The 24,912-nt window shown below is 68.8% G+C and carries 21 protein-coding genes; 12 read left to right on the top strand and 9 right to left on the bottom strand.

What is annotated here, in order from left to right; all coding sequences use genetic code 11:
• The 4 genes from ACF8ME_RS25075 to ACF8ME_RS25090 are packed head-to-tail and all read left to right on the top strand — an operon-like array spanning position 1 to position 4,959.
• Positions 1 to 1,557, top strand: coding sequence for a sugar ABC transporter ATP-binding protein (locus ACF8ME_RS25075; protein WP_392418641.1), 1,557 nt, complete (start codon positions 1 to 3; stop codon positions 1,555 to 1,557).
• Complete coding sequence (locus ACF8ME_RS25080) at positions 1,554 to 2,588, top strand: ABC transporter permease (protein WP_392418643.1); 1,035 nt, start codon at positions 1,554 to 1,556, stop codon at positions 2,586 to 2,588. Before ACF8ME_RS25075 ends, ACF8ME_RS25080 begins: the two co-directional genes overlap by 4 nt.
• A 60-nt stretch (positions 2,589 to 2,648) precedes the next feature.
• On the top strand, positions 2,649 to 3,617 hold the full coding sequence (locus ACF8ME_RS25085; RefSeq protein ID WP_392418645.1) for a sugar kinase: 969 nt from the start codon (positions 2,649 to 2,651) through the stop codon (positions 3,615 to 3,617).
• A 4-nt stretch (positions 3,618 to 3,621) separates the two neighbouring features.
• On the top strand, positions 3,622 to 4,959 hold the full coding sequence (locus ACF8ME_RS25090; RefSeq protein WP_392418648.1) for a D-tagatose-bisphosphate aldolase, class II, non-catalytic subunit: 1,338 nt from the start codon (positions 3,622 to 3,624) through the stop codon (positions 4,957 to 4,959).
• On the opposite strand, the gene ACF8ME_RS25095 is transcribed toward ACF8ME_RS25090, so the two are convergent.
• Positions 4,934 to 5,851 carry a LysR family transcriptional regulator gene (locus tag ACF8ME_RS25095; RefSeq protein WP_310040040.1) on the bottom strand — a complete coding sequence of 306 codons (918 nt, stop codon included), beginning with the start codon at positions 5,849 to 5,851 and terminating at the stop codon, positions 4,934 to 4,936. The genes ACF8ME_RS25090 and ACF8ME_RS25095 overlap by 26 nt on opposite strands.
• Positions 5,852 to 5,969: 118 nt before the next feature.
• On the opposite strand from ACF8ME_RS25095, the gene ACF8ME_RS25100 reads away from it, so the two are divergent.
• Positions 5,970 to 7,013 carry a bile acid:sodium symporter family protein gene (locus ACF8ME_RS25100; protein ID WP_392418650.1) on the top strand — a complete coding sequence of 348 codons (1,044 nt, stop codon included), beginning with the start codon at positions 5,970 to 5,972 and terminating at the stop codon, positions 7,011 to 7,013.
• A 59-nt stretch (positions 7,014 to 7,072) separates the two neighbouring features.
• Here ACF8ME_RS25100 and ACF8ME_RS25105 read toward each other — a convergent pair whose 3' ends face one another.
• The 5 genes from ACF8ME_RS25105 to ACF8ME_RS25125 form a co-directional block, all read right to left on the bottom strand.
• The gene (locus ACF8ME_RS25105) at positions 7,073 to 8,173 is read right to left on the bottom strand and encodes a DUF6817 domain-containing protein (RefSeq protein ID WP_392418652.1); all 1,101 of its coding nucleotides are present in this window, start codon (positions 8,171 to 8,173) and stop codon (positions 7,073 to 7,075) included.
• Positions 8,170 to 8,700 carry a cupin domain-containing protein gene (locus ACF8ME_RS25110; RefSeq protein ID WP_392418653.1) on the bottom strand — a complete coding sequence of 177 codons (531 nt, stop codon included), beginning with the start codon at positions 8,698 to 8,700 and terminating at the stop codon, positions 8,170 to 8,172. The genes ACF8ME_RS25105 and ACF8ME_RS25110 overlap by 4 nt, the downstream gene beginning before the upstream one ends.
• A 4-nt stretch (positions 8,701 to 8,704) precedes the next feature.
• Positions 8,705 to 9,514 carry a MetQ/NlpA family ABC transporter substrate-binding protein gene (locus ACF8ME_RS25115; protein WP_392418654.1) on the bottom strand — a complete coding sequence of 270 codons (810 nt, stop codon included), beginning with the start codon at positions 9,512 to 9,514 and terminating at the stop codon, positions 8,705 to 8,707.
• A 79-nt stretch (positions 9,515 to 9,593) separates the two neighbouring features.
• Positions 9,594 to 10,259 (bottom strand): methionine ABC transporter permease, encoded by a 666-nt coding sequence (locus ACF8ME_RS25120; RefSeq protein ID WP_012205011.1) that lies wholly within the window; start codon positions 10,257 to 10,259, stop codon positions 9,594 to 9,596.
• Between the two features lie 3 nt (positions 10,260 to 10,262).
• On the bottom strand, positions 10,263 to 11,309 hold the full coding sequence (locus ACF8ME_RS25125; RefSeq protein ID WP_012205010.1) for a methionine ABC transporter ATP-binding protein: 1,047 nt from the start codon (positions 11,307 to 11,309) through the stop codon (positions 10,263 to 10,265).
• A 433-nt stretch (positions 11,310 to 11,742) separates the two neighbouring features.
• Here ACF8ME_RS25125 and ACF8ME_RS25130 point away from each other — a divergent pair, with 433 nt between their 5' ends.
• From ACF8ME_RS25130 to ACF8ME_RS25155, 6 genes are all read left to right on the top strand, one after another.
• The gene (locus ACF8ME_RS25130; RefSeq protein ID WP_392418656.1) at positions 11,743 to 14,664 is read left to right on the top strand and encodes a xanthine dehydrogenase family protein molybdopterin-binding subunit; all 2,922 of its coding nucleotides are present in this window, start codon (positions 11,743 to 11,745) and stop codon (positions 14,662 to 14,664) included.
• Positions 14,661 to 15,248 (top strand): (2Fe-2S)-binding protein, encoded by a 588-nt coding sequence (locus tag ACF8ME_RS25135; protein WP_392418658.1) that lies wholly within the window; start codon positions 14,661 to 14,663, stop codon positions 15,246 to 15,248. Before ACF8ME_RS25130 ends, ACF8ME_RS25135 begins: the two co-directional genes overlap by 4 nt.
• A gap of 5 nt (positions 15,249 to 15,253) precedes the next feature.
• On the top strand, positions 15,254 to 16,696 hold the full coding sequence (locus ACF8ME_RS25140) for a c-type cytochrome (protein ID WP_392418660.1): 1,443 nt from the start codon (positions 15,254 to 15,256) through the stop codon (positions 16,694 to 16,696).
• A 461-nt stretch (positions 16,697 to 17,157) separates the two neighbouring features.
• Entirely contained in the window at positions 17,158 to 18,063 is a 906-nt protein-coding gene (locus tag ACF8ME_RS25145) for an SDR family oxidoreductase (RefSeq protein WP_016448092.1), read from the top strand.
• Complete coding sequence (locus tag ACF8ME_RS25150; protein WP_313233753.1) at positions 18,060 to 19,565, top strand: acyl-CoA synthetase; 1,506 nt, start codon at positions 18,060 to 18,062, stop codon at positions 19,563 to 19,565. Before ACF8ME_RS25145 ends, ACF8ME_RS25150 begins: the two co-directional genes overlap by 4 nt.
• Before the next feature lie 33 nt (positions 19,566 to 19,598).
• Positions 19,599 to 20,576 carry a tripartite tricarboxylate transporter substrate binding protein gene (locus ACF8ME_RS25155; RefSeq protein WP_012205004.1) on the top strand — a complete coding sequence of 326 codons (978 nt, stop codon included), beginning with the start codon at positions 19,599 to 19,601 and terminating at the stop codon, positions 20,574 to 20,576.
• 35 nt (positions 20,577 to 20,611) lie between these two features.
• Here the strand turns inward: ACF8ME_RS25155 and ACF8ME_RS25160 are convergent, their stop codons facing one another.
• From ACF8ME_RS25160 to ACF8ME_RS25170, 3 genes are all read right to left on the bottom strand, one after another.
• The gene (locus tag ACF8ME_RS25160) at positions 20,612 to 21,526 is read right to left on the bottom strand and encodes a LysR family transcriptional regulator (RefSeq protein ID WP_016448094.1); all 915 of its coding nucleotides are present in this window, start codon (positions 21,524 to 21,526) and stop codon (positions 20,612 to 20,614) included.
• 157 nt (positions 21,527 to 21,683) lie between these two features.
• Positions 21,684 to 22,688: a tripartite tricarboxylate transporter substrate binding protein BugE gene (locus tag ACF8ME_RS25165; RefSeq protein ID WP_012205002.1), complete on the bottom strand. Its 1,005-nt coding sequence runs from the start codon at positions 22,686 to 22,688 to the stop codon at positions 21,684 to 21,686.
• A 57-nt stretch (positions 22,689 to 22,745) separates the two neighbouring features.
• Positions 22,746 to 23,714: an alpha/beta fold hydrolase gene (locus ACF8ME_RS25170; RefSeq protein ID WP_392418662.1), complete on the bottom strand. Its 969-nt coding sequence runs from the start codon at positions 23,712 to 23,714 to the stop codon at positions 22,746 to 22,748.
• Between the two features lie 132 nt (positions 23,715 to 23,846).
• Between ACF8ME_RS25170 and ACF8ME_RS25175 the strand changes: the two genes are divergently transcribed.
• Entirely contained in the window at positions 23,847 to 24,782 is a 936-nt protein-coding gene (locus ACF8ME_RS25175; protein ID WP_012205000.1) for a LysR family transcriptional regulator, read from the top strand.
• Positions 24,783 to 24,912 lie beyond the last annotated feature (130 nt).

The raw sequence follows: 24,912 nt of genomic DNA on the forward strand, positions 1-24,912 counted from the left end.
ATGCCAGGCCCCACTGCACACGGCCGCCCAGGCCGTGCCATGCTCGACGCCGTTGCGCCGCCCCCCATGCTCGAAGCCCGGGCGCTAGCCAAATCCTTCGGCGCCGTGCAGGCGCTCAAAGGCGTTTCCTTCCGCCTGCGCGCAGGCACGGTGCACACGCTGCTGGGCGAGAACGGGGCCGGCAAATCCACCCTGCTCAAAATCCTGGCCGGCGTGCACCGGCCCGATGGCGGCCAGCTGCTGATCGAGGGTGCCAGCACCGAGCTGGCCAGCCCCGGCGATGCGCAGCGCCACGGCATCGCCATCGTTCACCAGGAGCTGAGCCTGGCGCCCAACCTCAGCGTGGCGGACAACCTGTTTGCCGCGCGGCTCCCGCAGCGGGCCGGCTGCGTGGACCGCCGCGCACTGCGCCGCGACGCCACCGCGCTGCTGGCCCGCCTGGGCATGGACCTGGACCCCAACGCGCAGGTGGCCGAACTGTCCCTGGCCCAGCGCCAGCTGGTGGAGATCGCCAAGGCGCTGTGCCAGCCCTCGCGCATCGTCATCATGGACGAGCCCACGTCGTCGCTCAGCGACAGCGAGGCGCAGATTCTCTTCACCCTCATCGCCCGCCTCAAGGCCGAGGGGCGCGCCATCATCTACGTCTCGCACCGCATGGACGAGATCATGCGCATCTCGGACGAGATCACCGTCATGCGCGATGGCAGCTCCATCTGCACCCTGGCGCGGGACGAGACCGACATCGGGGCGCTCATCGCGCTCATGGTAGGGCGCCAGATGCAGGACATCTATCCGCCGCGCGGCCCCGCCCCTGACCGCAGCACGCGCGCCCTGCTCCAGGTGCGCGGCCTGGGCCTGGCCGGGCGCTTCGAAGGCATTGACTTCGAGGTCCATGCGGGAGAGATCGTGGGGTTCTTCGGGCTGGTGGGCTCGGGCCGGTCCGATGTCATGGATGCGCTGTTCGGCATGCACCGCTGCACGGGCAGCATCCTCATGCACGGCCGGCCGCTGCGCCTGCGCTCGCCGGCCGACGCCATCGGCCAGGGCATGGCCTTCGTGACCGAGAACCGCAAGGAACAAGGCCTGGTGCTGGACCAGTCCGTGCAGCACAACATCTGCATGGTGCAGGTGCACAGCGGGCGCGGCGGCGCACTGCTCACCGACGAGGCCGCCGAGCAATCGCTGGCCCGCACCTGCGTGCAGCGGCTGAAGATACGCGTTGCCGGCCTGCACCAGCCCGTGCGCCAGCTGTCGGGCGGCAACCAGCAAAAGATCGTGTTCGCCAAATGGCTGGCCATGCGGCCCCGGCTGCTGGTGCTGGACGAGCCCACGCGCGGCATCGACGTGGGCGCGAAGTTCGAGATCTATGCCCTGATCCGCGAGCTGGCAGCGGCCGGCACCGCCGTCATCCTGGTGTCGTCGGAACTGCCCGAGGCACTGGCCCTGAGCGACCGGCTGCTGGTCATGCGCAACAAGCGCCTGGTCCAGAGCCTGGACACCCTCCATCTGCGCCAGGAGACCGTGATGGCGCACGCCACCGGAGCAGGACTGCCATGACCCCTTCCGAACTGAGCATCACCGCGTCTGGCTCCTCCAAGGCCTCCGACGCTGCCGACGCCGCCGAAGGCATCCCGGACAGCCAGGAAACATGGCGAGGTGGCTGGCGATCGCTGCGGCGCCACGCCGGCACCCTCATGGGCCTGGCCGCCCTGGTGCTGCTGTTCTCTCTGCTGTCGCCGGCCTTTCTGACGGCCGGCAACCTGCGCAACGTGCTGCTGCAGGTGTCCATCATCGCCATCGTGGCCTTCGGCATGACCTATGTGCTGCTGCTGGGCGAGATCGATCTCTCGGTGGGATCGGTGGTCGCCCTGGCAGGCAGCGTGGCCGGCCTGATGCTGGGCCAGGGCCTGGCACCTGCCCTGGTGCTGCCCGCCGTGCTGCTGTGCGGCCTGCTGCTGGGCGCGCTCAACGGCTCGCTGTCGGCGCTGCTGCATCTGCCGTCCTTCATCGTGACGGTGGCGACCATGGGTATCTTCCGGGGGCTGGCCTATATCGTCTCGGGCGGCATGCCGCAGCCGGTGGACAGCGAAGCCTTTTTGTGGATCGGCAATGGCGAGCTGCTGGGCATGCCCGTGCCCATCTGGATACTGGCCGCGCTGCTGGCTGCCAACCACTTCGTGCTGTCGCGCACCGTGTTCGGCCGCAAGACCTATCTGGCAGGCGGCAATGCCGAGGCGGCCATCTATGCAGGCATACGCGTGGGGCGGCTGAAGATCGCCATCTTCATGCTGTCGGGGCTGATGGCGGCCGTAGGCGGCCTGCTGCTCACCTCGCGCCTGTACTCGGCCCAGCCCAACGCGGCCATGGGCTGGGAGCTGGACGCCATTGCCGCCGCCGTGCTGGGCGGCACGCGCCTGGCCGGAGGCCACGGCTCCATCGTCGGCACGCTCATCGGCGCACTGATGATCGGCGTCATCAACAACGGCATGAACCTGATGAGCGTGCCCTACTTCTATCAGCTCATCGTCAAGGGCAGCGTGATTCTGGTGGCCGTGTGCATTGATGTGCACAGCAGGCGCAGGCGCTGACGCATGGGCCGGCGGTGCAGCAAACGGCGCACGGGGTTTGATTCCAAAGGGAGGGAGAGCATGCAATCCATCATGACCATGGGCGAGATCCTCGTCGAAATCATGGCCGAGCGAAAAGGCCAGAGCTTTCGCGCGCCGGGGCCGCTGGCCGGGCCCTACGCCAGCGGGGCGCCCGCCATCTTCATCGATCAGGTCGCCCGGCTGGGCCACCCGGCCGCCATCATCGGCTGCGTGGGCGATGATGATTTTGGCTGGCTCAACATCGACCGCCTGCGCCGCGACGGCGTGGACACCAGCGCCATCGCCGTGTGCCAGAACGCCGTCACGGGCAGCGCCTTCGTCACCTACCGCGACAGCGGCGAGCGCGACTTCATCTTCAACATCACCAACAGCGCCTCGGCCCAGCTGCAGCCCGAGCAGGTCAACCAGGCCGTGCTCAAGGACTGCGCGCATTTCCACGTCATGGGCTCGTCGCTGTTCTCGTTTCGCATCATCGATGCCATGAAGAAGGCCATCGAAATCGTCAAGGCCCAGGGCGGCACCGTGTCCTTCGACCCGAACGTGCGCAAGGAGATGCTGCGCATCCCCGAAATGCGCGAAGCCCTGGCCTACATCCTGGAGTTCACCGACATCTTCCTGCCCAGTGGCCACGAGGTCACGCAGCTGGCCCGCTCGGCCGACGAGGCCGGCGCCATCGCCGAGATCTTTGCGCGCGGCGTGCGCGAAATCGTGGTCAAGCGCGGCGCCGACGGCTGCAGCTACTTCAGTGCCGACGAGCGCATCGACCTCGACGCCCTTGCCGTGGACGTGGCCGACCCCACGGGCGCGGGCGACTGCTTTGGCGCCACCTTCATCGCCTGCCGGCGCCTGGGCAAGACCGCGCTGCAATCGCTGCGCTACGCCAATGCGGCCGGCGCGCTGGCCGTCGCCAGCAAGGGACCGATGGAGGGCACATCCGGCTTTGCGGGGCTCGACGCGCTGCTGGCACAACAGCCGCAGCACCTGCGGCATGCGGTGATGGAGGGCTGAAACCATGCTCACCCACCTCACCCGTCTGGCACAGTCACGCTGCGGGCAGGCGCCAGCAGCCGCTGGCGGCGCGAACGGCGCACTCGGCATCTACTCCATCTGCTCGGCCCATCCCCTGGTCATCGAGGCGGCCATGCACCAGGCGCTGGACGACGGCACGCCGCTGCTCGTGGAAGCCACCGCCAACCAGGTCAACCAGTTCGGCGGCTACACCGGCATGCAGCCCGCCGACTTTCGCCGTTTCGTGCTGGCCATTGCCGACCGCTGCGGCCTGCCGCAGGACCGCGTGCTGCTGGGCGGCGACCACCTGGGCCCCACGGCGTGGACACACCTGCCTGCCGCCGAGGCCATGGACCTGGCGCAGGACCTGGTACACGCCTATGCGGCGGCCGGCTTCGTGAAGCTGCACCTGGACGCCAGCATGGCCTGCGCAGACGACCCCCAGGCGCTGGACGACGAAACCGTGGCCCGCCGCGCCGCCCTGCTCTGCCAGGCGGCCGAGCGCGGCAGCACCTGCCCGGCGCCCGGCCCCGTCTACGTGATCGGCACCGAAGTCCCCGTGCCCGGTGGCGCCGCGCATGCGCTGGAGCATGTGGAAGTCACCGCGCGCGCCGACGCCCAGCGCACGCTGCAGGTGCACCGTGAAGTCTTCGCGCAACAGGGGCTGGACCCCGTCTGGCCGCGCATCATTGCCATGGTGGTCCAGCCCGGCGTGGAGTTCGATCACACGCGCGTGGTGGACTACGCGCCAGCCGGGGCAGCCGACCTCCGGCAGTTGCTGCGCCAGCATCCGCAACTGGTCTTCGAGGCCCACTCCACCGACTACCAGCGGCCCGAGGCCCTGCGCCAGCTGGTGCAGGACGGCTTTGCCATCCTCAAGGTCGGGCCCGGCGCCACTTTTGCGCTGCGCGAGGCGCTGTTCGCGCTGGCCGCCATCGAGGAGCAGCTCGTGGATGCACCCCAGCGCTCCCACCTGCCCGCCGTGCTGGAGTCGGCCATGCTGGGCCGCCCCGCCAACTGGGAGCGCTACTACCGCGGCGAGCAGCCCGATCCCGGCGCCCAAAGGCTGCTGCGCATCTACAGCTACAGCGACCGCATCCGCTACTACTGGGCCGACCCCACGGTGAACGCCGCCGTGGCGCGGCTGCTGGACAACCTGTCCGCCTGCGCCCTGCCCGAGAACATGCTCAGCCAGTTCCTCCCAGCCCAATACCAGGCCGTGCGCGCCGGGCGGCTGGCACCCTCGCCCCACGCACTGGTGCTGGACCGCGTGCGCGAGGCGATCAGGCCGTATGCGGCGGCCTGTGGCCACAGCCTCACAGCTGCCCCGCCTCCCCCCTGATCAAATCCCACACGCTTTGCGCCACGGGCGACAGCTCGCGCTGGCGGCGGCGCACCAGCATGATGTCGCGCTGCACGCGCGGCAGCAGGGGGCGGCTGGCAAGGGCGTCGGGGGTGGTGGCGCCACTCGCGGGAATTCGCCATGCCTGCGGCACGGCCAGTTCCGGCACCACGCTCAGGCCCAGGCCCGCCTGGAGCATGCAGAAGATGGTGGTGGTGTGGCCGACTTCCTGCACCACGGCGGCCTCGGCGTCGTGGGCCTGCAGCGCGGCGTCGATCAGGCGGCGGCTGCCCGAGGCGTGGTCCAGCAGTACCAGCGGCTGGCCGGCCAGGTCGCTCCAGGCTACCTGGCGCTTGCGGGCCAGCCGGTGCGTGGACGGGCAGACCAGGCAGAACGGTTCACTGAGTATGGTTTCGCAGTACAGGTCATCGCGGCCCTGCGGGTCGATGACCACGCCGAAGTCCACCTCGCCGCTGCGCACGCTTTGCAGCACGTCGCTCTGGATGCGGTCCAGCAGCAGCAGCTCGATGCCCGGCGCCTGCTCGCGGCAGCGCGCAATGCAGCGCGGCATCAGGTGGGCCGACAGCGTGGGGCTGCTGGCCACGCGCACCTTGCCCAGACGCTGGGTGGCCAGGCCGCTGACTTCGAGCAGGCATTCATCCAGCGCGTCCAGCACGCGCGTGGCATGGCCTTGCAGCAGGCGGCCGGCATCGGTCAGCTCCACCTCGCGCGTGGTGCGGTGCAAAAGCTGCACGCCCAGGGCCTGCTCCAGTTCGGTGACATTGCGGCTGACGGCAGGCTGGGTGAGCGCCATCAGCTCGCCGGCACGGCTGAAGTTGCGGCTTTCCGCCACGGCCAGGAAGGCGCGCAGCTGGCGCAGGCTGATATTCATACGGAAAAATTATAAAACCATCAGATAAATCCATTTCTCTTTTCAATGGCCGTGGCGTCCAATCGGGGCCTTGCAGCCTGGCTGCACGAACCGATAGTTAGTTGGAGAGAGTTTTCCCATGGCACGCCCCCGCTTCGCCCCTGACAATTTCACGCTGATGCTGCTGTCCACCGTGGCACTGGCCAGCTTCCTGCCCGCCTCGGGCACCGTCTCGCAATGGCTGGAGGTGGCGACCACGCTCATGGTCAGCCTGCTGTTCTTCCTGCACGGCGCCAAGCTCTCGCGCGAGGCCATCTTTGCCGGCATAGGCCACTGGCGCCTGCACCTGACCATCTTCGCGTCCACCTTCGTGCTCTTTCCCCTGCTGGGCTGGGCGCTGCGCCCCGTGCTCGAGCCCCTGGTCACGCCCGAGATGTACATGGGCGTGCTCTTCCTGTGCACGCTGCCGGCCACGGTGCAGTCGGCCATCGCCTTCACGGCCATGGCGCGCGGCAACATGCCCGCCGCCGTGTGCAGCGCCTCGGCCTCCACGCTGATGGGCATCGTGATCACGCCCATCCTGGTCAGCATGCTGCTGCACAAGAGCGCCGAAGGGGGCGATGCGCTGCAGGCCATCGGCAAGATCGCGCTGCAGCTGCTGCTGCCCTTTGTGCTGGGCCATCTGCTGCGGCCCGTGATCGGCGGCTTCATCTCGCGCCATGCCAAGCGCGTGAAGTTCGTGGACCAGGGCTCCATCCTGCTGGTGGTGTACACGGCCTTCAGCGCCGCCGTCATCAGCGGCCTGTGGCAGCAGACGCCCCTGCCCGCGCTGCTGGGCCTGCTGCTGCTGTCGTCCATCCTTCTGGCCCTGGTGCTGGTCATCACGTCGTGGACGGCGCGCCGCCTGGGCTTTTCCAAGGAGGACGAGATCACCCTGGTGTTCTGCGGCTCCAAGAAGAGCCTGGTCAGCGGCGTGCCCATGGCCAAGGTGCTGTTCGAGTCCAGCGCCGTGGGCGCCATCGTGCTGCCGCTGATGGTCTTCCACCAGCTGCAGCTCATGGTCTGCGCCGTGCTGGCCCAGCGCTATGCACGCCGGCCCATGCATCCCGAGGCGATCGAGGATGGCGCCGCGCCCGCCAGCGCTGCGCCGGCCGCCAAGGCCGAAACTGCGCCGGCCAAATAAGGCGCAGGCGCGCTCCCATCACAAAAAAGCCTGGCTCTCGCGCCAGGCTTTTTTGCATCTCATCCCTTCAGGGCCAGGTTGTTGAGCTTGTCCAGCCGTTCAGGCCAGCTTCCCTGCTGCGCCGACTGCAGCAGGATGCGCGTCCAGGCGATCCAGGCATCCCACTGCACGCGCTTGTCCCAGGCATTGCCCCAGCCGCTGAAGCACTGCAGCGCGCTGGTGGCTGCGCGCGCGGCGTCGTCGGCACGGCCGGCAGACAGGTAGAGCTGGGCCAGCACCATCTGCGGCTCGCCCACCCAGGGGTTCAGGCGCACGGCGCTTTCCAGCACGGCCGTGGCGGCATCCAGGTCCACCAGCGGCTGGTCCAGCTGGATCACCGACCAGTACAGCGACACGGCAGCGGCCTCGTCGCCGGGCGACAGCTGCCGGCTGCAATGGTCGAACACCGGCGGCAGCGGCAGCTGGGCGCGCAGCGCCGGGTGCTGCAGCGCACGACCCAGGTCGCTGATCTGGCTGAGCATGCGGCTGGCAGGCCGCATGGGACCGGGCCACAGCGAGGCAGCCCAGTGCACGCCCTGCTGCCGCTGGTTCTGCACCTGCGGAAACTGCGAGTAGATGTCTTCCTGCCAGCTGAACCACTGCTCCATGGCATCGGCCATGCTCACGATGGTGAAGGCCGCCACTTCATAGGCGCTCAGGCGCTGGCTGCGGCCGGCGGATTCCAGCGCCATGGAGCCGTCTTCGGCCAGGTCGCCGGCCAGGATCTTCTGCATGAACTGCGTGCGGCTCATGGTGCAGAACAGGTAGACCAGGTGCTCGGCGCCCTCGCCCACCAGTTCGCGCAGGCGGCCGCGCTCGCTGCCCGCGTCGAACTTGACCAGGTCCACGAAGGCGTTGCCGTAGACGCTGTGCAGCAGGCCCAGCAGGCGCACGTCGCGCGGCTGGCGCCACAGCGCCAGCGAACGCGCCACGCCCGCCAGGTGGTGGCGGAAGGTGCCGGCCTTGTGCCAGTCCTGGCCCACGCCGCGCGCCAGCACCACGGGCAGCACAGGAGCGAGGTCGGCATCCTTGGCCAGCCATTCCTCGTCCAGCAGGCCCTGGGCGCGCGTGAACAGCGCCTCGTCAAGTGTCTGGAACAGTGTCGGGACAGGCAGGCTCATGCGGGCACCTCCATGGCAGCGGCGGGCCGCTGGGTATATTGCGCCACCCAGCCCGCTGTATCGGCGAACAGGCGCAGCGCCTTGATGCGCCGCGTGGCGGTCAGCGTGAAGCGGTGCTCCACGCCCGCCGGTATGCGCAGGTAGTCGCCGGGCTGCACGCGCAGCACGCGCTCTTGGCCGCCGGCATCGAAGAAGCCGAACAGGCCTTCGCCTTCGAGGATGTAGCGCACCTCGTCATCGGCATGGGTGTGGGGCTTGTCGAAGCGCTCCAGCGCCTCGTCCAGGCCCTGCGTGCCCGGGTGCAGCACGACCAGGTCCATGCTGTGGTAGCCATGGGCCACGCATTCGTCGACCACCAGCATGCCCACGGCCTGGACCACGGTGGCCTTGCCGCCGTCGTCCAGCTGGGCCTGCGCCAGCAGCGCGGCCAGGCCGGGCTCGGGCGCCAGCGGGCGGCGCTGCCATTGCACGCCGATGGCGGCCACGAAGTCCGCGTCGGAAACTTGGTGCGATGCGAGGCTGCCCATGCTCTTACCAGGCCGCCGTGTAGGCGCCCTTGAACTGCGTGTCGATGAACTGGCGCACCTCGGGCGACTGGTAGGCCTTGACGAAGGCCTGCAGGCGGGCGTCCTTTTCATGGCCGGCGCGCGTGGCGATCAGCACGGTCACGTACGGCGTGTCCGTGGCTTCCAGCGCCAGCGAATCCTTTTGCGGCGACAGGCCTGCGGCCACGGCGTAGCTGCTGTTGACGGCGGCGGCGTCCAGGTCATCCAGCGAGCGCGCCAGCTGGGCGGCCTCCAACTCGACGAACCTCAGCTTCTTCGGATTGGCCGTGATGTCCAGCACCGAGGCACGAGCGCCCGCGCCGGTCTTCAGTTCGATCAGCTTTTGCGCGGCCAGCACCATCAGTGCGCGCGAGCCGTTGGTGGGGTCGTTGGGAATGCCCACGCGCGCACCGCTCTTGAGGTCGGCCAGGCTTTTGATCTTCTTGGAGTACACGCCCATCTGCTGGTTGACCGCACGGGCCACGGGCACGAGCTTGTAGCCGCGGTCCTTGTTCTGGGCGTCCATGAAGGGCTGGTGCTGGTAGATGTTGGCATCCAGCTCGCCCTGCGACAGGGCAGCGTTGGGCTGGATGAAGTCGCCGAACTCGACCAGCTTCACCTTCAGGCCGTTCTTCTCGGCCACTTTCCTGGCCACCTCGGCGATCTGGGCATGCGGGCCCGAGGTCACGCCGATGGTGACCGAGCCGTCGGCCGCATGGGCCGGCAGCGCGGCCATTCCCGCCAGCGGCAGGACGGCGGCCACGGCCAGCGATTGAAGCAATACGCGCTTTTTCATGGAATCCCTCTTTCAGACAATCTCGCGGCAGCTTGCCGCCCCGGCCGCGCCAGCCGCACCGGCCGCCGGGGTGTGTGGATCAGCGGTGGCTCAACCTGCGCACCGCCCAGTCGCCCAGGCTCTGGATGGCCTGCACGAAGAAGATCAGGATGATGACCACGGCCAGCATCACGTCGGGCAAAAAGCGCTGGTAGCCGTAGCGGATGCCCAGGTCGCCCAGGCCGCCGCCGCCGATGGCGCCGGCCATGGCCGAGTAGCCGGTCAGGCTCACGAAGCTGATGGTCAGGCCTGCCACGATGCCGGGCAGCGCCTCGGGCAGCAGGATCTTCCAGACGATCTGGCCCGTGGTGGCGCCCATGGACTGGGCCGCTTCCACCAGGCCGTTGTCCACCTCGCGCAGCGCGGTCTCCACCAGGCGCGCCACGAAGGGCGCTGCCGCAATGGTCAGCGGCACCACGGCCGCCCAGGTGCCGATGGACGAGCCCGTGATCAGCCGCGTCAGCGGGATGATGGCCACCAGCAGGATGATGAAGGGCGTGGAGCGCAGCGCATTGACGATCCAGCCCACGATCTTGTTGGCCGGGCCGTTCTGCAGCACGCCGCCGTGGTCGGTCAGGCGCAGGAACACACCCAGGGGAATGCCGATCAGGCCGCCCACCAGGCCCGAGACGCCGACCATGATGATGGTCTCCCACAGCGAGCTGACGAACAGCTCCAGCATCATTTCCGAAAAATTCTCAAACATCGCTCAATCCCTGGTGGAAACGATCTGCACCTGCACGCCGGTGGCGCGCAGATGGTCCACGGCGGCATCGATCTTTGCCGCGTCGCCGCTGGCGAAGACGGCCAGCGAGCCGAAGGTCTGCTCCTGGATCTCGTCGATCTGGCCATGCAGGATGGACAGGTCCAGCCCCAGCTCGCGGATCAGGTGCGACAGGATGGGCTGGTAGGCGCTCTCGCCCGCATACGACAGGCGCAGCAGCCGGCCTTGCTGGCCGGGCGCCAGCTGGGCGGCCAGCGCATTCACGCGCACGGCCACCGACTCGGGCAGTTGCTGGGGAACGATCTCGTCGATCAGGCTGCGCGTGATGGCCTGCTGCGGGCGCGTGAACACGTCGATCACGGGGCCCAGCTCGGCGATCTCGCCGCCGTCGATCACGGCCACGCGGTCGGCGATCTGCTTGATCACCTGCATCTGGTGCGTGATCAGCACCACGGTCAGGCCCAGCTCGCGGTTGACCTTGCGCAGCAGGTCCAGGATGGAGCGCGTGGTCTCGGGGTCCAGGGCCGATGTGGCTTCGTCCGACAGCAGCACCTTGGGGTGGCTGGCCAGCGCGCGCGCAATGCCCACGCGCTGCTTTTGCCCGCCCGAGATCTGCGCCGGATAGCGGTCGCGCAGCGCGCTCAGGCCCACCAGGTCCAGCAGCGGGTCCACGCGCTTCTTGATGTCGTCGGCCGACATGCCCGCCATCTCCAGCGGCAGCGCGGCGTTGTCGAACACCGTGCGCGAGGACAGCAGGTTGAAATGCTGGAACACCATGCCGATGTCGCGGCGCGCCGTGCGCAGCTCGGCATCGCTGAGCTGCATCAGGTCACGGCCGCCCACCAGCACCTGGCCGGAGGTGGGGCGGTTGAGCAGGTTCAGGCAGCGCACCAGCGAGCTTTTGCCCGCGCCGCTGCGGCCGATGATGCCGAACACCTCGCCCGACTCGATCTGCAGGTTGATGCCCCGCAAGGCATGGACGGGCCCGGTGGGGCCCTTGTAGGTCAGGGAAAGATCCCGAATCTCGATCATGAAAAAACGCCGCGGCGCAGGACGGCCTGGGGACGCCGCTGCGCATTGTTGGGAAGTGGGAGCAAATATAGGTTGCGCGTATAAAAACGCAAACTATAAAAAAATAAAGTAATAAGAAGCTCCGGTTATGCCCGGGACTTCACTACTTTCTGCACAACCCTCAACTATGCCTGAATGTGGACACGCCCTTGCCCTGCCGGGCTATGCGCGGCGCCACGGAGCACTGCGGAAAGGCCGTTCTTGCGGCGGCGTCTGATTGACAGTGCGGCCGGCACGCTGCCGTCGCGGCCTGGCGGCCCCGGCCCGCTCCTGCTTTTGACGATGGCAGGCACCCGCCGCTGCCGCCGCGCTGACGCCAGAAGCAGCCTTTGCTGACAGGCCGCGCGGCATGCGCCCTCCTACAGTGGGCTCAACCCCACAGGAGAAGAGCGCCATGCGCCCAGAACAACACTCCGGCGCCGGCAGCCAGGCCGGCGCGGCTCCCTTGTCGCGGCGCGGCTTTCTGCAGGCCGCCAGCATCGCAGGCGTCAGCGTCTGGGTGGTGCCGCTGGCCAGCCAGGCCTATGCAGCCCTCTTTGAAGACCGCGTGCTCGGCAGCGTGGCCCGCGAGCCGGTCACGCAGCTGCCGCGCATGCGGCTCGATGGCCGCTCCAAGGTCATGGGCGCCAAGGTCTTCGCCCGCGACATCCGCGCACGCGACATGCCGCACTGGCCCCCGCAGCAATCCCATGCCTTCATCGTGCGCACCACGCTGGCCGACCGGCTGTTCGACGGCATGGACCTGTCTTCCCTGGACGGCGAGCTGGCGCCCGACCGCGTGGTCACGGCCGAAGACCTGGCGCGCGATGGCCTGGCCTTTCCCGAGTTCTATGGCGAGGACATGCTGCTGCCCGCAGGCAAGACCCCCGCCTACCTGGGCCAGGCCGTGGCCATCCTGATCTACCACGACTTCGCGCGCTTTCGCTTTGCCAAGGAAAGGCTGCAGGCCACGGCCGGCGTCATCCGCTACGGCCGCATCACGGGCGCGCTGGACCGTCCGCCCTGGGGCGTGTTCCGCTATGTGCGCCAGGGCGGCGCCACGGCCTTTGACGACGACGTGTTCTCCAGCCTGCGCGATGCCCCGCTGTTCCCCGCCGAACGCAAACCGCTGGTCTGGCCGCAGATCTCCAAGGCCGACGCGGTCACGGCACGCGGCCTGCGCGCGGCCGAGCAGATCGCCCAGGAACTGGCCACGCCGCCCGCCGACTGGCTGGTGCTGCAGCGCCACTACGCCACGCAATCGGTGGACACGGCCGCGCTGGAGCCCGACAACGCCAACTGCTGGTATGACGCGGCCACGCAAAGCCTGCACATGGTGCTGGCCACGCAATCGCCGCACGAAGTGGCCGAATGGGCTGCGCAGATGGTGCAGGCCAGCAGGTTCCCGCTCAAGCGCCTTTTCGTGCACCCGTGCTACACGGTGGGCTACGGCTCCAAGGACCACGCGCCCATGCCCTACTACGGCCTGGTCTGCGCGCTGTATGCGGACGGCAAGCCCGTGCGCCTGGCCAATGACCGGTTCGAGCAGTTCCAGTCCTCGCTCAAGCGCCATGCCTTCGAGATCGACTACACCATGGCCATCGACAGGAAGACCGGCCTCTTCCAGAGCCTGGTGGCCAGCATGACCGCCAATGGCGGCGGCCGGGCCAACTTCTCGCCCTCGGTCGCCATGGTCGGCGGCACGGCGGCGCAGTCCATCTACTACTTTCCCAAGAACGACATCACCGCCGTGGCCCTGGCCAGCCGCGCGCTGGATGCGGGCTCGGCACGCGGCTACGGCACGCTGCAGAGCATGGCGGCCACCGAGATGATGGTGGACGAAATCGCCGGGCTGCTGCAGATCGACCCCATCGAGCTGCGCCTGCGCAACGTGCTGACCTCGGGCGCCAAGAACACCCAGGGCGCCATTGCCGCTGGCGCCCTGCGCGCCGACGAGGTGCTGGAGCGCGCCCGCCGCCATCCGCTGTGGACCGAGCGCGCCAAGCGCAAGACCGCCTACGAGGCCAGCCACCCGGGCCAGCGCTACGGCGTGGGCTTTGCCTGCGTGCAAAAGGACTTCGGCACGGGCGGCGAGGCGGCCTTCGCCCGCATCGAGATATCGCCCCAGGGCCGCGTGCTGCTGCACCACTCGGGCACCGAGATCGGCACGGGCATGGGCACCTCGCAGGCCCAGCTGTGTGTGCAATGGTTCGGCAAGCCCGCCGACGAGCTGCAGACCGCCTGCCTGGACTGGCCGGAGCTGCCGCTCAAGGCCGAGGGCGACAACTACACCATGCCCCAGGCCGACCAGGACCGCTTCGCCACCCGGCCGCTGTGGACGCCGGTCTACGCCTCGCCGGCCAGCGCCAGCAACTCGGCCTACTACTACAGCCACGCCACCAGCGAGACGGCGCGCGTGGTCTTCGAGCACGGCCTGTGGCCGGCCGCCGTCGCCATCTGGAGCCAGGGCACGGGCGGCGGCCAGAAGGCGCCCTACGTGGTGCGCCGCGAGGACGCGCGCTGGGTCAACGGCATGCTCACGGCCAACGGCATGCAGCCGCTGTCCCTGCAGGCCCTGGCCCAGAAGGCCCATGCCATGCAGCTGGTCACGGGCGCCGTGGGCCATACCTTCAACCGCTGGCAATGGGCCGAGGCCGACTTCGACATCCTGGGCACCAGCGCGCGCCGGCCGCTGGACGCGCTGGCCGTGCGCCTGGGCAGCGCGCCCGATGCCGGCGCCGTCACGCCGGCCCTTGACACCACTGACACGCCGCAGGCGGCCACGCCCGTCGAGGCCTCTGTCACCGCGCGGCGCAGCGCCGCCGGCTACCGCATGATTGCGCGGCGCAACCTGTTCTATCCGCCCATGCAGCGCAACAACGCGGGCGTCACCTATTACAGCGCCAATGCGGCCCTGGTCGAGCTGGCGGTGGACACGGGCACGGGCGCGGTCGAGCTGCTGGCCCACCACTCCATCATGGAGTGCGGGCGGCCCATCGTGCCCGAGCTGGTGCACGGCCAGCTCGAAGGCGGCATTGCCATGGGCATAGGCCATGCGCTGTACGAAACCATGCCGCTGTACGAGGGCGGCCCCGGCGACGGCAACTGGAACTTCCACCGCTACCACCTGCCGCGCGGCAGCGAGGTGGCGGTCTGGAAGCAGACGGCCGAGCTGCTGGCACCGCTGTCGGACACCGATCCGCCCAAGGGCATTGCCGAGGTGGTGATGATTCCCATCGTCGCCGCCATCGTCAACGGACTACACCACGCCATTGGCAAGCGCTTCCACGACCTGCCCGTGACCCCGCAAAAGATCAGGGAGGCACTCGCACCATGAGCCTTGTCCCGCGCCCCTTGTCGCTGACCGTCAACGGCCAGACCGTCGGCCCCATGGACGTGCCCGAAGGCATGCCCATGATCGACTTCCTGCACGAATACCTGAACCTCACCGGCTCGCGCCTGGGCTGCGGCATCGGCGAATGCCGGGCCTGCACCGTCATCGTGGACGGGCCCGAGGGCAGCCGCGAGATGCGCACCTGCATCACCGGCGCCCACTACTTCCAGGGCCGCAAGGTCCGCACCATCGAAGGCATTGCCGACCCGGCCGGCGCGGACACCGCGCCCCCGCCCCCGCCCGGCGCCTCGGGCCAGCCGCGCAAGGTCATCGCCATCAGCCCCGTGCAGCAGAAGTACCTGGAGCATTTCAGCTTCCAGTGCGGCTACTGCACGCCGGGCTTCGTCATCGCGGCCACGGTGCTGGTCGAGCGCCTGGCCAAGGCGCCCATCCGCGCGGCCGATGTGGAACAGGTCGTGGGCGAGGCGCTGCAGCCCCACCTGTGCCGCTGCACCGGCTATGTGCGCTACTACGCGGCCGTGAAGGACCTGCTCCTGAACACGCCCGGGCTGACCTTGAAAGGATGAGCGCCATGTCCGCCGCCGACCCCAGCGCAGCCACCCCCACCGGCGCCACCGCCGCGCCACCTGCCGACTACAGCGGCGCCCGCCCCCCGCCACCACGCAGGCCCAGGCGCCGCTGGCGCGGGCTGCTGCTCATCCTCCTGCTGCTGGCCGTGCTGTTTGCCATTGCCGCCGTCTGGGGCAACCGGCCCCATGTGCCGCAGCGCGAGCCGCAGGCCGTGCACCGCAGCCCCCAGCAGCTGGCCCAGGGTCTGTACCTGGCGCGCGCCGCCGACTGCATGGCCTGCCATGACGGGGTGGGTGGCATAGGTGGCGCCCGAGAAGGCCAGCCCTTTGCGGGCGGCAAGCCCCTGCCCACGCCCTTCGGCACCCTCTACGGCACCAACATCACCCCCGACCCGGACCACGGCATAGGCCGCTGGACGGCCGAGGAATTCCACGCCGCCGTCACCCGCGGCACGGCGCCGGGCGGGCGCCAGCTCTACCCGGCCATGCCCTATGCCTCCTACCACCTGATGAGCCGCGAAGACTCGGACCTGATCTACGGCTACCTGATGAACATCCGGCCCGTGGCCCAGCCCAACACCAAGCCCGCCCTGCCCTTCCCCTTCAACCTGCGCGTGCTCATGTTCGGCTGGAAGACGCTGTTCCTGTCCAGCGCGCCGCTGCCCGTGGGCTCGCAGGGCCAGAGCCCGGCCTGGCTGCGCGGGCAGTACCTGGGCAATGTCATGGGCCACTGCGCCGAATGCCACACGCCGCGCGGCATGTTCGGCCAGATGCAGAAGGACCGCTGGCTGCAGGGCGGCACGCTCTCGCTGTTCACGGCCCCCGGCATCACCGCCGAAGCCCTGGCCGCACGCGGCTGGACGCGCGAGGGCATGGCCCAGTTCCTGCAGACGGGCTTCTCGGCCCACGGCAGCGCCTTCGATGAAATGCACGAGGTCATCGCCAACAGCACCCGGTACCTCACGGCCGAGGACATGACGGCGCTGTCCACCTTCCTGCTGGGCGACAACCCGCCCGCGCCCCAGCCCCTGCCGGCCGCCGCTCCCCCGGATTCCGGCACCGGCAACAGCTCCGGCGCGGGCACGCTGGACGCGGGCCGGGGCCACTACATGGCGCTGTGCGCCAGCTGCCACGGCAGCGAGGGCCTGGGCCGCAGCCTCACCATGCCCCCGCTCAAGGGCAACAGCACCGTGCGCCAGGCCGACGCCCGCAATCTGGTGCTGGCCATCCTCGTCGGCCTGCCCAAGCACCCGGCCACCCAGCAGGGCCCCACGCCCCTGCCCGGCATGCCCGGCTTCATGCAGGAGCTGACCGATGGCGAAGTCGCCGCCCTGGCCAACTACACCCGCACGGCCCTGGGCGGCCAGCCTGCCGATGTGACCGCCGCCCAGGTGGCCGACCTGCGCAGCGCAGCCGGAAAGTCAGGGCACAAGGCTGCGCCGTGAAACACCGGCTGTTCTACGGAGCCCAACCCGTATGCCCGCGCCTGCGGCGTGGCGGTTGCGGGGTTGCAAGCCTGCCGAAGGACAGGCTTGCTTCGTCATCTGACTCGCCGTGATGTCTGAACGTAGCGTGCAGCGCGAAGTGAGTTTCACGGCGAACCCCGCAACCGCCACGACGCAGGTTGCCCGCAGCGAAGCGGAGGGTCGCGGACATCCGGGTCGCCTTCTTTGACCTGACCTTTCTTGGCGAATCAAGAAAGGGCAGTCGGCCGCCGGGCCGAGACCCGGCCTCGAAAAACAACCACCCGGCAGGGGGAAATGAGCCCCCCTGCACTCGCTGACAAGCCGCGGTCACAGCCCCAAAACACAAGCCCATTGTTTCCACCACGGAACCAACCGCGTTCCACCACCCTCCTTTGCCAGCCGCCCCTGTCTCCCTAGAGTGAAAGCAAAAGGAGACAAGCATGTTCGAAGCCAATCTATTCCAGGGCCAGCGCGTCCTGATCACCGGGGGCGGCACGGGGCTGGGCCTGGCCATGGCGGCCAAGCTGGCGGAGCTGGGTGCCGAGCTGCACCTGTGCGGCCGGCGGCATTCCGTGGTGCAGCAGGCCTGCGAGATGCTGAACAACGACACGGGCGCGCAGGCCTTTGCGCATGAACTCGACATTCGCCAGCCCGAGGCCGTTCACACCGTCATCGACCGCATCTGGGCCGAACACGGCCCGCTGACGAGCCTGGTCAACAACGCGGCCGGCAACTTCGTCAGCCGCACCGAGGACCTGAGCATCAACGGCTTCCATGCCATATCGGACATCGTCTTTCGGGGCACCTTCTACGTCACCCAGGCCGTGGGCCGCCGCTGGATCGCCGAAGGGCTGCCGGGCTCGGTGCTGTCCATCGTCGTCACCTGGGTGGACACGGGTTCGCCCTTTGTCGTGCCCTCGGCCATGTCCAAGGCCGGGCTGGACGCCATGACCAAATCGCTGGCCGTGGAATGGGGTCCCAAGCGCATACGGTTCAACGCGATTGCACCGGGCGTGATTCCCACCCAGGGCGCCAGCCAGCGCCTGCGCCCCAGGATCGACGGCAACGAGGACTCGGCCGACCGCCGCCGCCTGGACAACCCCACGCGCCGCCTGGGCACGGGCGAGGACATCGGCAACATGGCCGCCTTCATCCTGGCCCCGGGCAACACCTGGCTCAACGGCCAGACCATCACGCTGGACGGCGGCGACGCCCTGGCCAACGGCGCCTACTTCACCGAATACCAGGCCTGGGACGATGCCGACTGGGCGCGCGCCCGGCAGATGGCCAAGGCCGCCAACCAGCCCAACGTCAACGATGGGGAGCAGGAGGCCACGCCCACATGAGCACCGCCGCCACGCCCCATTCCACCCTGGTCTTCGAACAGCGCACGCTGACCGGCGCCGCCCAGCAGCAGCGCGGCCGCCAGCTGGCCCAGGGCCTGCGCAGCCTGGGCCTGGCCGAAGGCGACGTGCTGGCCGTCTTCCTGCGCAACGGCATCGAATACGCCGACGTGGTCCATGCCTGCCGCATTGCGGGCATCTACTACTGCCCCGTCAACTGGCATTTCACGGCCACGGAGATCGACTACATCCTGGCCGACAGCGGCGCCCGCGCCCTCATCACCAGCCAGGACCTGCTCGACGGCCTCAAGGGCGAACTCTATGCGGACCTGCCCCGGCGCGTCGCCCACGCACGAGAGCCGGAGCAGGACTACGAAACCTGGCTGGCCGCCCAGGCACCCTACGAGGGCCCGCTGGTCGCGCCGCGCGGCCACATGGCCTATACATCGGGCACCACGGGCCGCCCCAAGGGCGTGCTGCGCAAGGCGTTTCCCGTGGAAGAACTGCCCCGGCGCCTGGCCGTGAACCAGGCGCTGATCGCCACCGCCTACGGCCTGCAGCCCGGCGCGCGCACCCTGCTGACCGCGCCCATCTACCACAGCGCGCCCAGCCTGTACTTCCAGAACGCGCTCATGCTCAGCGAGCTGGTGGTGCTGGAGCAGCGCTTCGACCCCGAGCGCTTTCTGCAGCTGGTGCAGGAGCACCGCATCGACACCGCCTACATGGTGCCCATCATGTACGTGCGCCTGCTCAGGCTGCCGCGCGAGGTGCGCGAGCGCTACGACATCTCCTCGCTGCGCTTCATCGCCTCCACCGGATCGCCCTGCGCGCCCGAGGTCAAGAAGGCCATGATCGAGTGGATGGGACCCATCATCAACGAGACCTATGCCTCCAGCGAGTCGGGCCTGGTCACCTTCATCGGCTCGGCCGACGCGCTCACCCACCCCGGCAGCGCCGGCCTGCCGCTGCAGGACGCCGAAGTCCGCATCCTCGACAGGCAGGGCCAGGGCCTGCCCACGGGCGAGGTGGGCCTGATCTACGTGCGCCAGCCCGCCTATGCCGACTTCACCTACAAGGGCAATGAAGAGGCCCGCCGCAAGATGGACCAGGGCGGCCTGATCACCCTGGGCGACATGGGCTACCTGGACGAGGAAGGCTTTCTCTACGTCTGCGACCGCGACTCGGACATGGTGATCTCCGGCGGCGTGAACATCTACCCGGCCGAGATAGAGAACGAGCTGCTCAGGCACCCCGGCATAGCAGACTGCGCCGTCATCGGCGTGCCCGATGCCGAGTACGGCGAGCGGCTGCTGGCCCTGGTCGAGCCCGGCCAGTCAGGCACACTGCCCGAGGCCGAACTGAAAGAATGGCTGCGCGGCCGGCTGGCGGCCTACAAGCTGCCGCGCAGCTTCGTCTTCCAGCGCCTGCCCCGCGACGACAACGGAAAGATCGCCAAAAGAAAGCTGCGCGACGCCCACTGGGGCGCGACGCAGCGCAAGATCTGAACCCGCCAACACCGAAAGAGAAGGAGACAACGCATGAACAAGGCCATCGCATTGCTGCTTGCCGCTGCGGCCACCGCAGCCGCAGCCCCCGGGTTCGCCCAGTCCGACTACCCCAGCAAGCCCATCAAGCTCATCGCCCCGTATGCACCGGGCGGCTCGGTCGATGTGCTGGCCCGCACCCTGGCCACGCACCTGTCCACGGAGCTAAAGCAGTCCGTGGTCGTGGAGAACCGGCCGGGCGCCAACACCATGATTGCCGCCTCGGCCGTGGCGCGCTCACCGGCCGACGGCTACACCCTGCTGCTGGCCAGCAATGCCAGCATGGTGCTCAACCCCCTGCTCTACAAGAAGCTCAGCTACAACCCCGACCGGGAGCTGAAGCTCACCAACATCCTGGCCGAGGCCCCGCTGGTGCTGGTCACCAACAGCCAGACCGGCATCAAAAACGTGGCCGACCTCAAGGCCTACTCCAAGGCCCACGCGGGCAAGCTCAACTACAGCTCGGTCGGCCTGGGCAACCCGCTGCAGCTGACCACCGAGCTGATCAAGTCCCGCCTGGACGTGGCCGCCACCCACATTCCCTTCAACGGCAGCGCGCCGGCCCTCACCGCCCTCATGGCCAACGACACCCAGCTCATGGTGGACGTGGCCGGCACCTCCCTGCCCCACATCAAGGCCGGCAAGCTGGTGGCCATTGCCACCACCGGGCCCGAGCGCTCGCAGTTCCTGCCGCAGACGCCCACCATTGCCGAATCGGGCGTGCCGGGCTTCAGGGCCTCCACCTGGTTCGGCATTGCCGTGCCCGCAGGCACGCCCGCGGACGCGCGCAACACGTTGCAGGCCGCCGTCAACAAGGTCATGCTCAACCCCGAATTCGCCAGTGCCCTGGGCAACCAGACCCTGGCCGCCAGGAAGCCCCAGACCCAGGCACAGCTAGACGACTTCCTGGCCGCAGACGGCCAGATGTGGCGCAAGGTGATCGCGGACAACGCGATTGCGCTGGAGAACTGAAGACCGAAAAGGTGATGAACTAAGGGCCTAAGGACCTAAGGGCCGGACACCTCGGCCTGCTCCACGAAGCGCAGCAGGCTGGCCCTGAGGAACTCGGTCATCACCTTGACGGCATGCGAGGGCCGGCGGTCCTCGGCCGTGATGATGTACAGCCTGTCGCCCAGGCCGGACACCGTCCAGTCCGGGCACACGCGCTGCACCGCGCCCGATCGCAGCTCGTCCATCACCATGTAGTTGGGCAAGGTGGCCACGCCGCTGCCCCGAAGCATGGACTGCTTGAGGAAGGGGAAATGCTCGCTGGTGATGCAGGGCTCGCACTTGAGCGCAATCTCCTGCTGCCCCTTTTTCACCGAGACGGCATAGGTCTTGCCGTCGCCGGGTGGCGTCAGCAGCACGCCGTGGGGAATCTCGGCGGGGTCGTGGAACGGCCGCGCCTTGGCATAGGCGCTGCTGGCATACAGGCCAAAGCCCACCGGCCCCAGGTCGCGCGCCACCAGGTGCTCCTGCACGTCGCGCGCCACGCGCACGGCCACATCCACCTGTGCGCTCATGGGATCGCTCACCCGGTTGGAGAACAGCACGCGGATGCGCACCTGCGGGTGCCGCTTCTGGAAGGCCAGCAGCATGTCGGCCAGGTACAGCTCGCCCAGGCCCGTGGGAATGCTCAGCCGCACCGAGCCCGTCACCACATGCTGCAGCGCGTCGATGGCGCCCTGCGCCGCCTCCACCTCCTGGATGATGCTGCGCCCGTGCTCGTACAGCACCTCGCCCGCCGCCGTCAGCAAAAAGCTGCGCGTCGTGCGGTGCAGCAGGGTCACGCCCAGCGCCGTCTCCAGCGCCTTGAGCTCCTTGCTCACCTTGGAGCGCGTGATGTCGCGCTTGCGCGCCGCAGCGCTGAGGCTGCGCGCGTCCACGATCTCTACGAAATTGCGGATGAGGTTGATGTCCATGGCTTGAGAGCGGCAGGTCAGGCGGGCGGCCTTGTTCGCGGCCTTGTGCGCGGCCGCAGGCAACGCGCCCGGACCGCCACCCCCGGACTATGGCACCGTCACGACGCCTGGCCCCGCCACCCGTGGGCGCCGGGACACAGGGCTTTCCCCGGTGCCATCAGTCCAGGCTGATCTGCGACGAAGAGGCCACCTGCTTCCAGGTCGTCACATCCTTGAGGATCACCGCGCCGAACTGCTCCGGCGTATTGGCCACCACCGTGCCGCCCAGCTCCGCCAGGCGCTGGCGCAGTTGCGGATCGGCCAGGGCCTGCACGCTGGCCTTGTGCAGCTTGTCGCGGATGTCCTTGGGCAGGCCCTTGGGCGCCAGCAGGCCGTTCCAGGCCTGCACGGCGTAGCCGGGCACGCCGGACTCGGCAAAGGTCGGCACATCGGGCAGCTCGCTGCTGCGCTGGGCCGTGGCCACGGCCAGCGGGCGGATCTTTCCGGACTTGATGTGCGGCAGCGAAGCCGGCAGCGGCTCCCACAGCATGGACACCTGGCCGCCGATCAGATCGGTGAACGCCGGGCCCGCGCCACGGTAGGGCACATGCATGATCTGCACGCCCGCCTTGGCCTTGAACAGCTCCATGGCCAGATGGCCCAGACCGCCCGCGCCCGAGGACGCATACGACAGATGGCCCGGCTGCGCCTTGGCCAGCGCGATCAGCTCCTTCAGATTGGCCGCCTTGACCGAGGGATGCACGCTGAGCACGCCCGGCACCGTGATCACCTGGGTGATGGGCGTGAAGTCCTTCACCGCGTCATACGGCAGCTTGGTGTAGACGGCCGGATTCGTGCCATGCGTGCTGGAGGTGGCGCCCAGCAGCGTATAGCCGTCCGGCTTGGCGTCGGCCACGAAGCGCGTGCCCAGCGAGCCACCGGCACCGGCCTTGTTCTCCACGATCACCGACGCGCCCAGCACCTTGCCCAGCTGCTGCGCGAACAGGCGGTTCACCACATCGGCCGTGCCGCCGGGCGGAAACGGCACGATCAGGCGGATGGGCTCGGCCGTGGGCCAGCCTGCATCGGCTGCCAGGGCCGACTGCGCGGGCGCCAGGGCGCCCAGGGCCAGGGCCGCCGTGGTTGCAGACAGGCTGCGGATCATGAAATTGCGGCGTTGCATGAGATTTTTCTCCTCGTTGAAATTCTTCGGGACCAGCACCGGCCAGTCACTGGCCAGTCATCGGCCCAGGCGCTCCAGCCAGGCCAGCACCCGGCCCAGCACCTCGTCGCCATTGGTGTCCAGCATGCAGAAATGCGAATTGCCGGTGATGCCTGCGGCCGGCAGGTCCAACACCTCGGCACGGCCGCCAAGGCGGCGCAGCAGCTGCCAATACACATCGGTCTGCGCGCGGTACTTCTGCCACTGCGGGCTGTGCGCGAAATGGTCGCCCCACACCGCCAGATGGGGGATGGCCGAGGCAGGCGCGAAGGCATCCGCCCCCTCCTGCCCCTGTTGCTCCTGTTGCCCCTGCTGCACCACCGGCATGCCCGTAGGCTCCACGCCCACCACAGCGCGCACCAGGTGCGGCTTGCGGCTGGCCGCATGCGCGGCAAAGCCACCGCCCTGGCTGTGGCCCAACACCACGCAGGGGCCGAACTGCTCCAGCAAGGCGTCATAGGCAGCCATGGCCATGGCCTCATGCCCCAGCCAGCGCGGCACCATCTGCCGCACCAGGGCGTCAAAATTCTCATGCGGAAACCGCTGGCCAACGAAGGGCTCGCCCACACCGTCTCCCGAAGGCCCGCCATGGCCTATGCGAAACAGCGTCCACGCCTCCTCGGCACTGCGGAACACGGGCGCCTCGGCATAGATCTCGGGGAACATCGCCCAGCCCGCGCGGCCGCGCTCCACGGCATCGCAGACCACCACGTCATGGCCGGCCTCCAGCAGGCGCCACAGCCAGCCCTGGCGCCCATCGGGCGTGGACTCCCACTGCGCACCCGTCATGCCGCCGCCGTGCCACAGCAGCACCGGCAGGGGGCTGCGCGGACGCGCCAGCCGGTACTCCATGGCGTACATCTGGCCCACGGCATAGCTGCCATTCATGTCCAGCGGCCGCTCGCCGCCATTGCGCACCACTTCCCTGTGCTGGATCGGCAGATCCCGCACCGTGCGCTGCGCACCGCCAATGAAATGGCTTTGCATCTTCCTGAGGCAAACTTCAGGCATAACAGGGCTTCTCTCGCATGCCGCCATGCTAGGCATGCCCCGCCTTGGTGCTGTGCCGATTGCGGCGGCGCTGTGCCGGATCAGCACAGCCCTGCACCCACCCTACCCATGCACGAACTCAACCTCAAACTTCTGCAGGACCTGCAGGCCCTGGCCGACACCGGCAGCCTCTACAAGGCCGCCGAGCGCCGCCACATCACCCACCCCGCCTTTGGCCGCCGCATCCGCGCGCTGGAGGAATGGGCTGGCACGCCCCTGGTCGAGCGTGGCCACCAGTCGACCACGCTCACGGCCGCCGGCAAGACGCTGCTGGCCTCGGCCCATGAAGTGCTAGGCATCCTGGAGCAAACCCACGGCCTGCTGCAGCGCCCCCACCGCACGCGTGATGAAACCATCACCATCGCGGCCGGCCGCACGCTGTCGCACACCGTCCTGCCGGGCATCATCACCGCCCTCAACCAGGCCATGCCCCAGCTGTGCTGGAAAGTGGTCACTACCAGCCTGGACTACGGCGTGGAAATGCTGCTGCAGGGCAAGGTTGACCTGCTCATGTGCCACGCCCAGCCCGCCATCGAAGGCAGCCTGCAGGGCCACCACCTGGCCTGGCTGCCCGTGGGCCAGGACACGCTGATCCCCGTCAGCATCCCCCTGGTCCCCCAATTGCCCAAGTACGCTCTGCCCGCCCACGGCGGCGGCCCGCTGGTGCCCTACCTGGACTACGCGCAAAGCATGTCCCTGGGCAAGATCCTGCGCAGCCACCTGCACGAGCTGTGCGACACCACGCGCCTGCGCACTGTCTACGAGGCCGACCTCGCCGACTCCCTGCACGCCATGGTCCACCAGGGCCTGGGCCTGGCCTGGCTGCCGCTCACCCTGGTCAAGGCCGACCTGACCGAGGGCCGCCTGGCCCGCGCGGCCGGGCCCGACAAGGACGTGCCCATCAACGTGCGGCTCTACCGCCGGCCTGCGGCGCAGAGCAAGCCGCTCACGCGCAGGGTGTGGGCGGGGTTGGAGAATCTTTATGGGAGGAGTCAGAAGTCGTGAGGCGGGCGGGTCAGTTTGTGTGACTTGGCGGCTGCGGCCTTGCGTTGTTGAACGTCTGTAAATTTGAGCGCCGCGCGCTCTTCTTGCCCCTGCCGGGCGGTTTCTTTTAGAGGCCGGGTCTCGGCCCGGC

It is taken from the genome of Delftia sp. WSY_7 (genome assembly GCF_043104845.1).
In the GTDB taxonomy this organism is placed as follows: Bacteria; Pseudomonadota; Gammaproteobacteria; order Burkholderiales; family Burkholderiaceae_C; genus Comamonas; species Comamonas tsuruhatensis.

Coding starts and splice junctions, on each gene's coding strand:
- ACF8ME_RS25075 (WP_392418641.1), top strand. CDS start 1: ATGCCAGGCCCCACTGCACACGGCCGCCCAGGCCGTGCCATGCTCGAC.
- ACF8ME_RS25080 (WP_392418643.1), top strand. CDS start 1,554: ATGACCCCTTCCGAACTGAGCATCACCGCGTCTGGCTCCTCCAAGGCC.
- ACF8ME_RS25085 (WP_392418645.1), top strand. CDS start 2,649: ATGCAATCCATCATGACCATGGGCGAGATCCTCGTCGAAATCATGGCC.
- ACF8ME_RS25090 (WP_392418648.1), top strand. CDS start 3,622: ATGCTCACCCACCTCACCCGTCTGGCACAGTCACGCTGCGGGCAGGCG.
- ACF8ME_RS25095 (WP_310040040.1), bottom strand. CDS start 5,851: ATGAATATCAGCCTGCGCCAGCTGCGCGCCTTCCTGGCCGTGGCGGAA.
- ACF8ME_RS25100 (WP_392418650.1), top strand. CDS start 5,970: ATGGCACGCCCCCGCTTCGCCCCTGACAATTTCACGCTGATGCTGCTG.
- ACF8ME_RS25105 (WP_392418652.1), bottom strand. CDS start 8,173: ATGAGCCTGCCTGTCCCGACACTGTTCCAGACACTTGACGAGGCGCTG.
- ACF8ME_RS25110 (WP_392418653.1), bottom strand. CDS start 8,700: ATGGGCAGCCTCGCATCGCACCAAGTTTCCGACGCGGACTTCGTGGCC.
- ACF8ME_RS25115 (WP_392418654.1), bottom strand. CDS start 9,514: ATGAAAAAGCGCGTATTGCTTCAATCGCTGGCCGTGGCCGCCGTCCTG.
- ACF8ME_RS25120 (WP_012205011.1), bottom strand. CDS start 10,259: ATGTTTGAGAATTTTTCGGAAATGATGCTGGAGCTGTTCGTCAGCTCG.
- ACF8ME_RS25125 (WP_012205010.1), bottom strand. CDS start 11,309: ATGATCGAGATTCGGGATCTTTCCCTGACCTACAAGGGCCCCACCGGG.
- ACF8ME_RS25130 (WP_392418656.1), top strand. CDS start 11,743: ATGCGCCCAGAACAACACTCCGGCGCCGGCAGCCAGGCCGGCGCGGCT.
- ACF8ME_RS25135 (WP_392418658.1), top strand. CDS start 14,661: ATGAGCCTTGTCCCGCGCCCCTTGTCGCTGACCGTCAACGGCCAGACC.
- ACF8ME_RS25140 (WP_392418660.1), top strand. CDS start 15,254: ATGTCCGCCGCCGACCCCAGCGCAGCCACCCCCACCGGCGCCACCGCC.
- ACF8ME_RS25145 (WP_016448092.1), top strand. CDS start 17,158: ATGTTCGAAGCCAATCTATTCCAGGGCCAGCGCGTCCTGATCACCGGG.
- ACF8ME_RS25150 (WP_313233753.1), top strand. CDS start 18,060: ATGAGCACCGCCGCCACGCCCCATTCCACCCTGGTCTTCGAACAGCGC.
- ACF8ME_RS25155 (WP_012205004.1), top strand. CDS start 19,599: ATGAACAAGGCCATCGCATTGCTGCTTGCCGCTGCGGCCACCGCAGCC.
- ACF8ME_RS25160 (WP_016448094.1), bottom strand. CDS start 21,526: ATGGACATCAACCTCATCCGCAATTTCGTAGAGATCGTGGACGCGCGC.
- ACF8ME_RS25165 (WP_012205002.1), bottom strand. CDS start 22,688: ATGCAACGCCGCAATTTCATGATCCGCAGCCTGTCTGCAACCACGGCG.
- ACF8ME_RS25170 (WP_392418662.1), bottom strand. CDS start 23,714: ATGCAAAGCCATTTCATTGGCGGTGCGCAGCGCACGGTGCGGGATCTG.
- ACF8ME_RS25175 (WP_012205000.1), top strand. CDS start 23,847: ATGCACGAACTCAACCTCAAACTTCTGCAGGACCTGCAGGCCCTGGCC.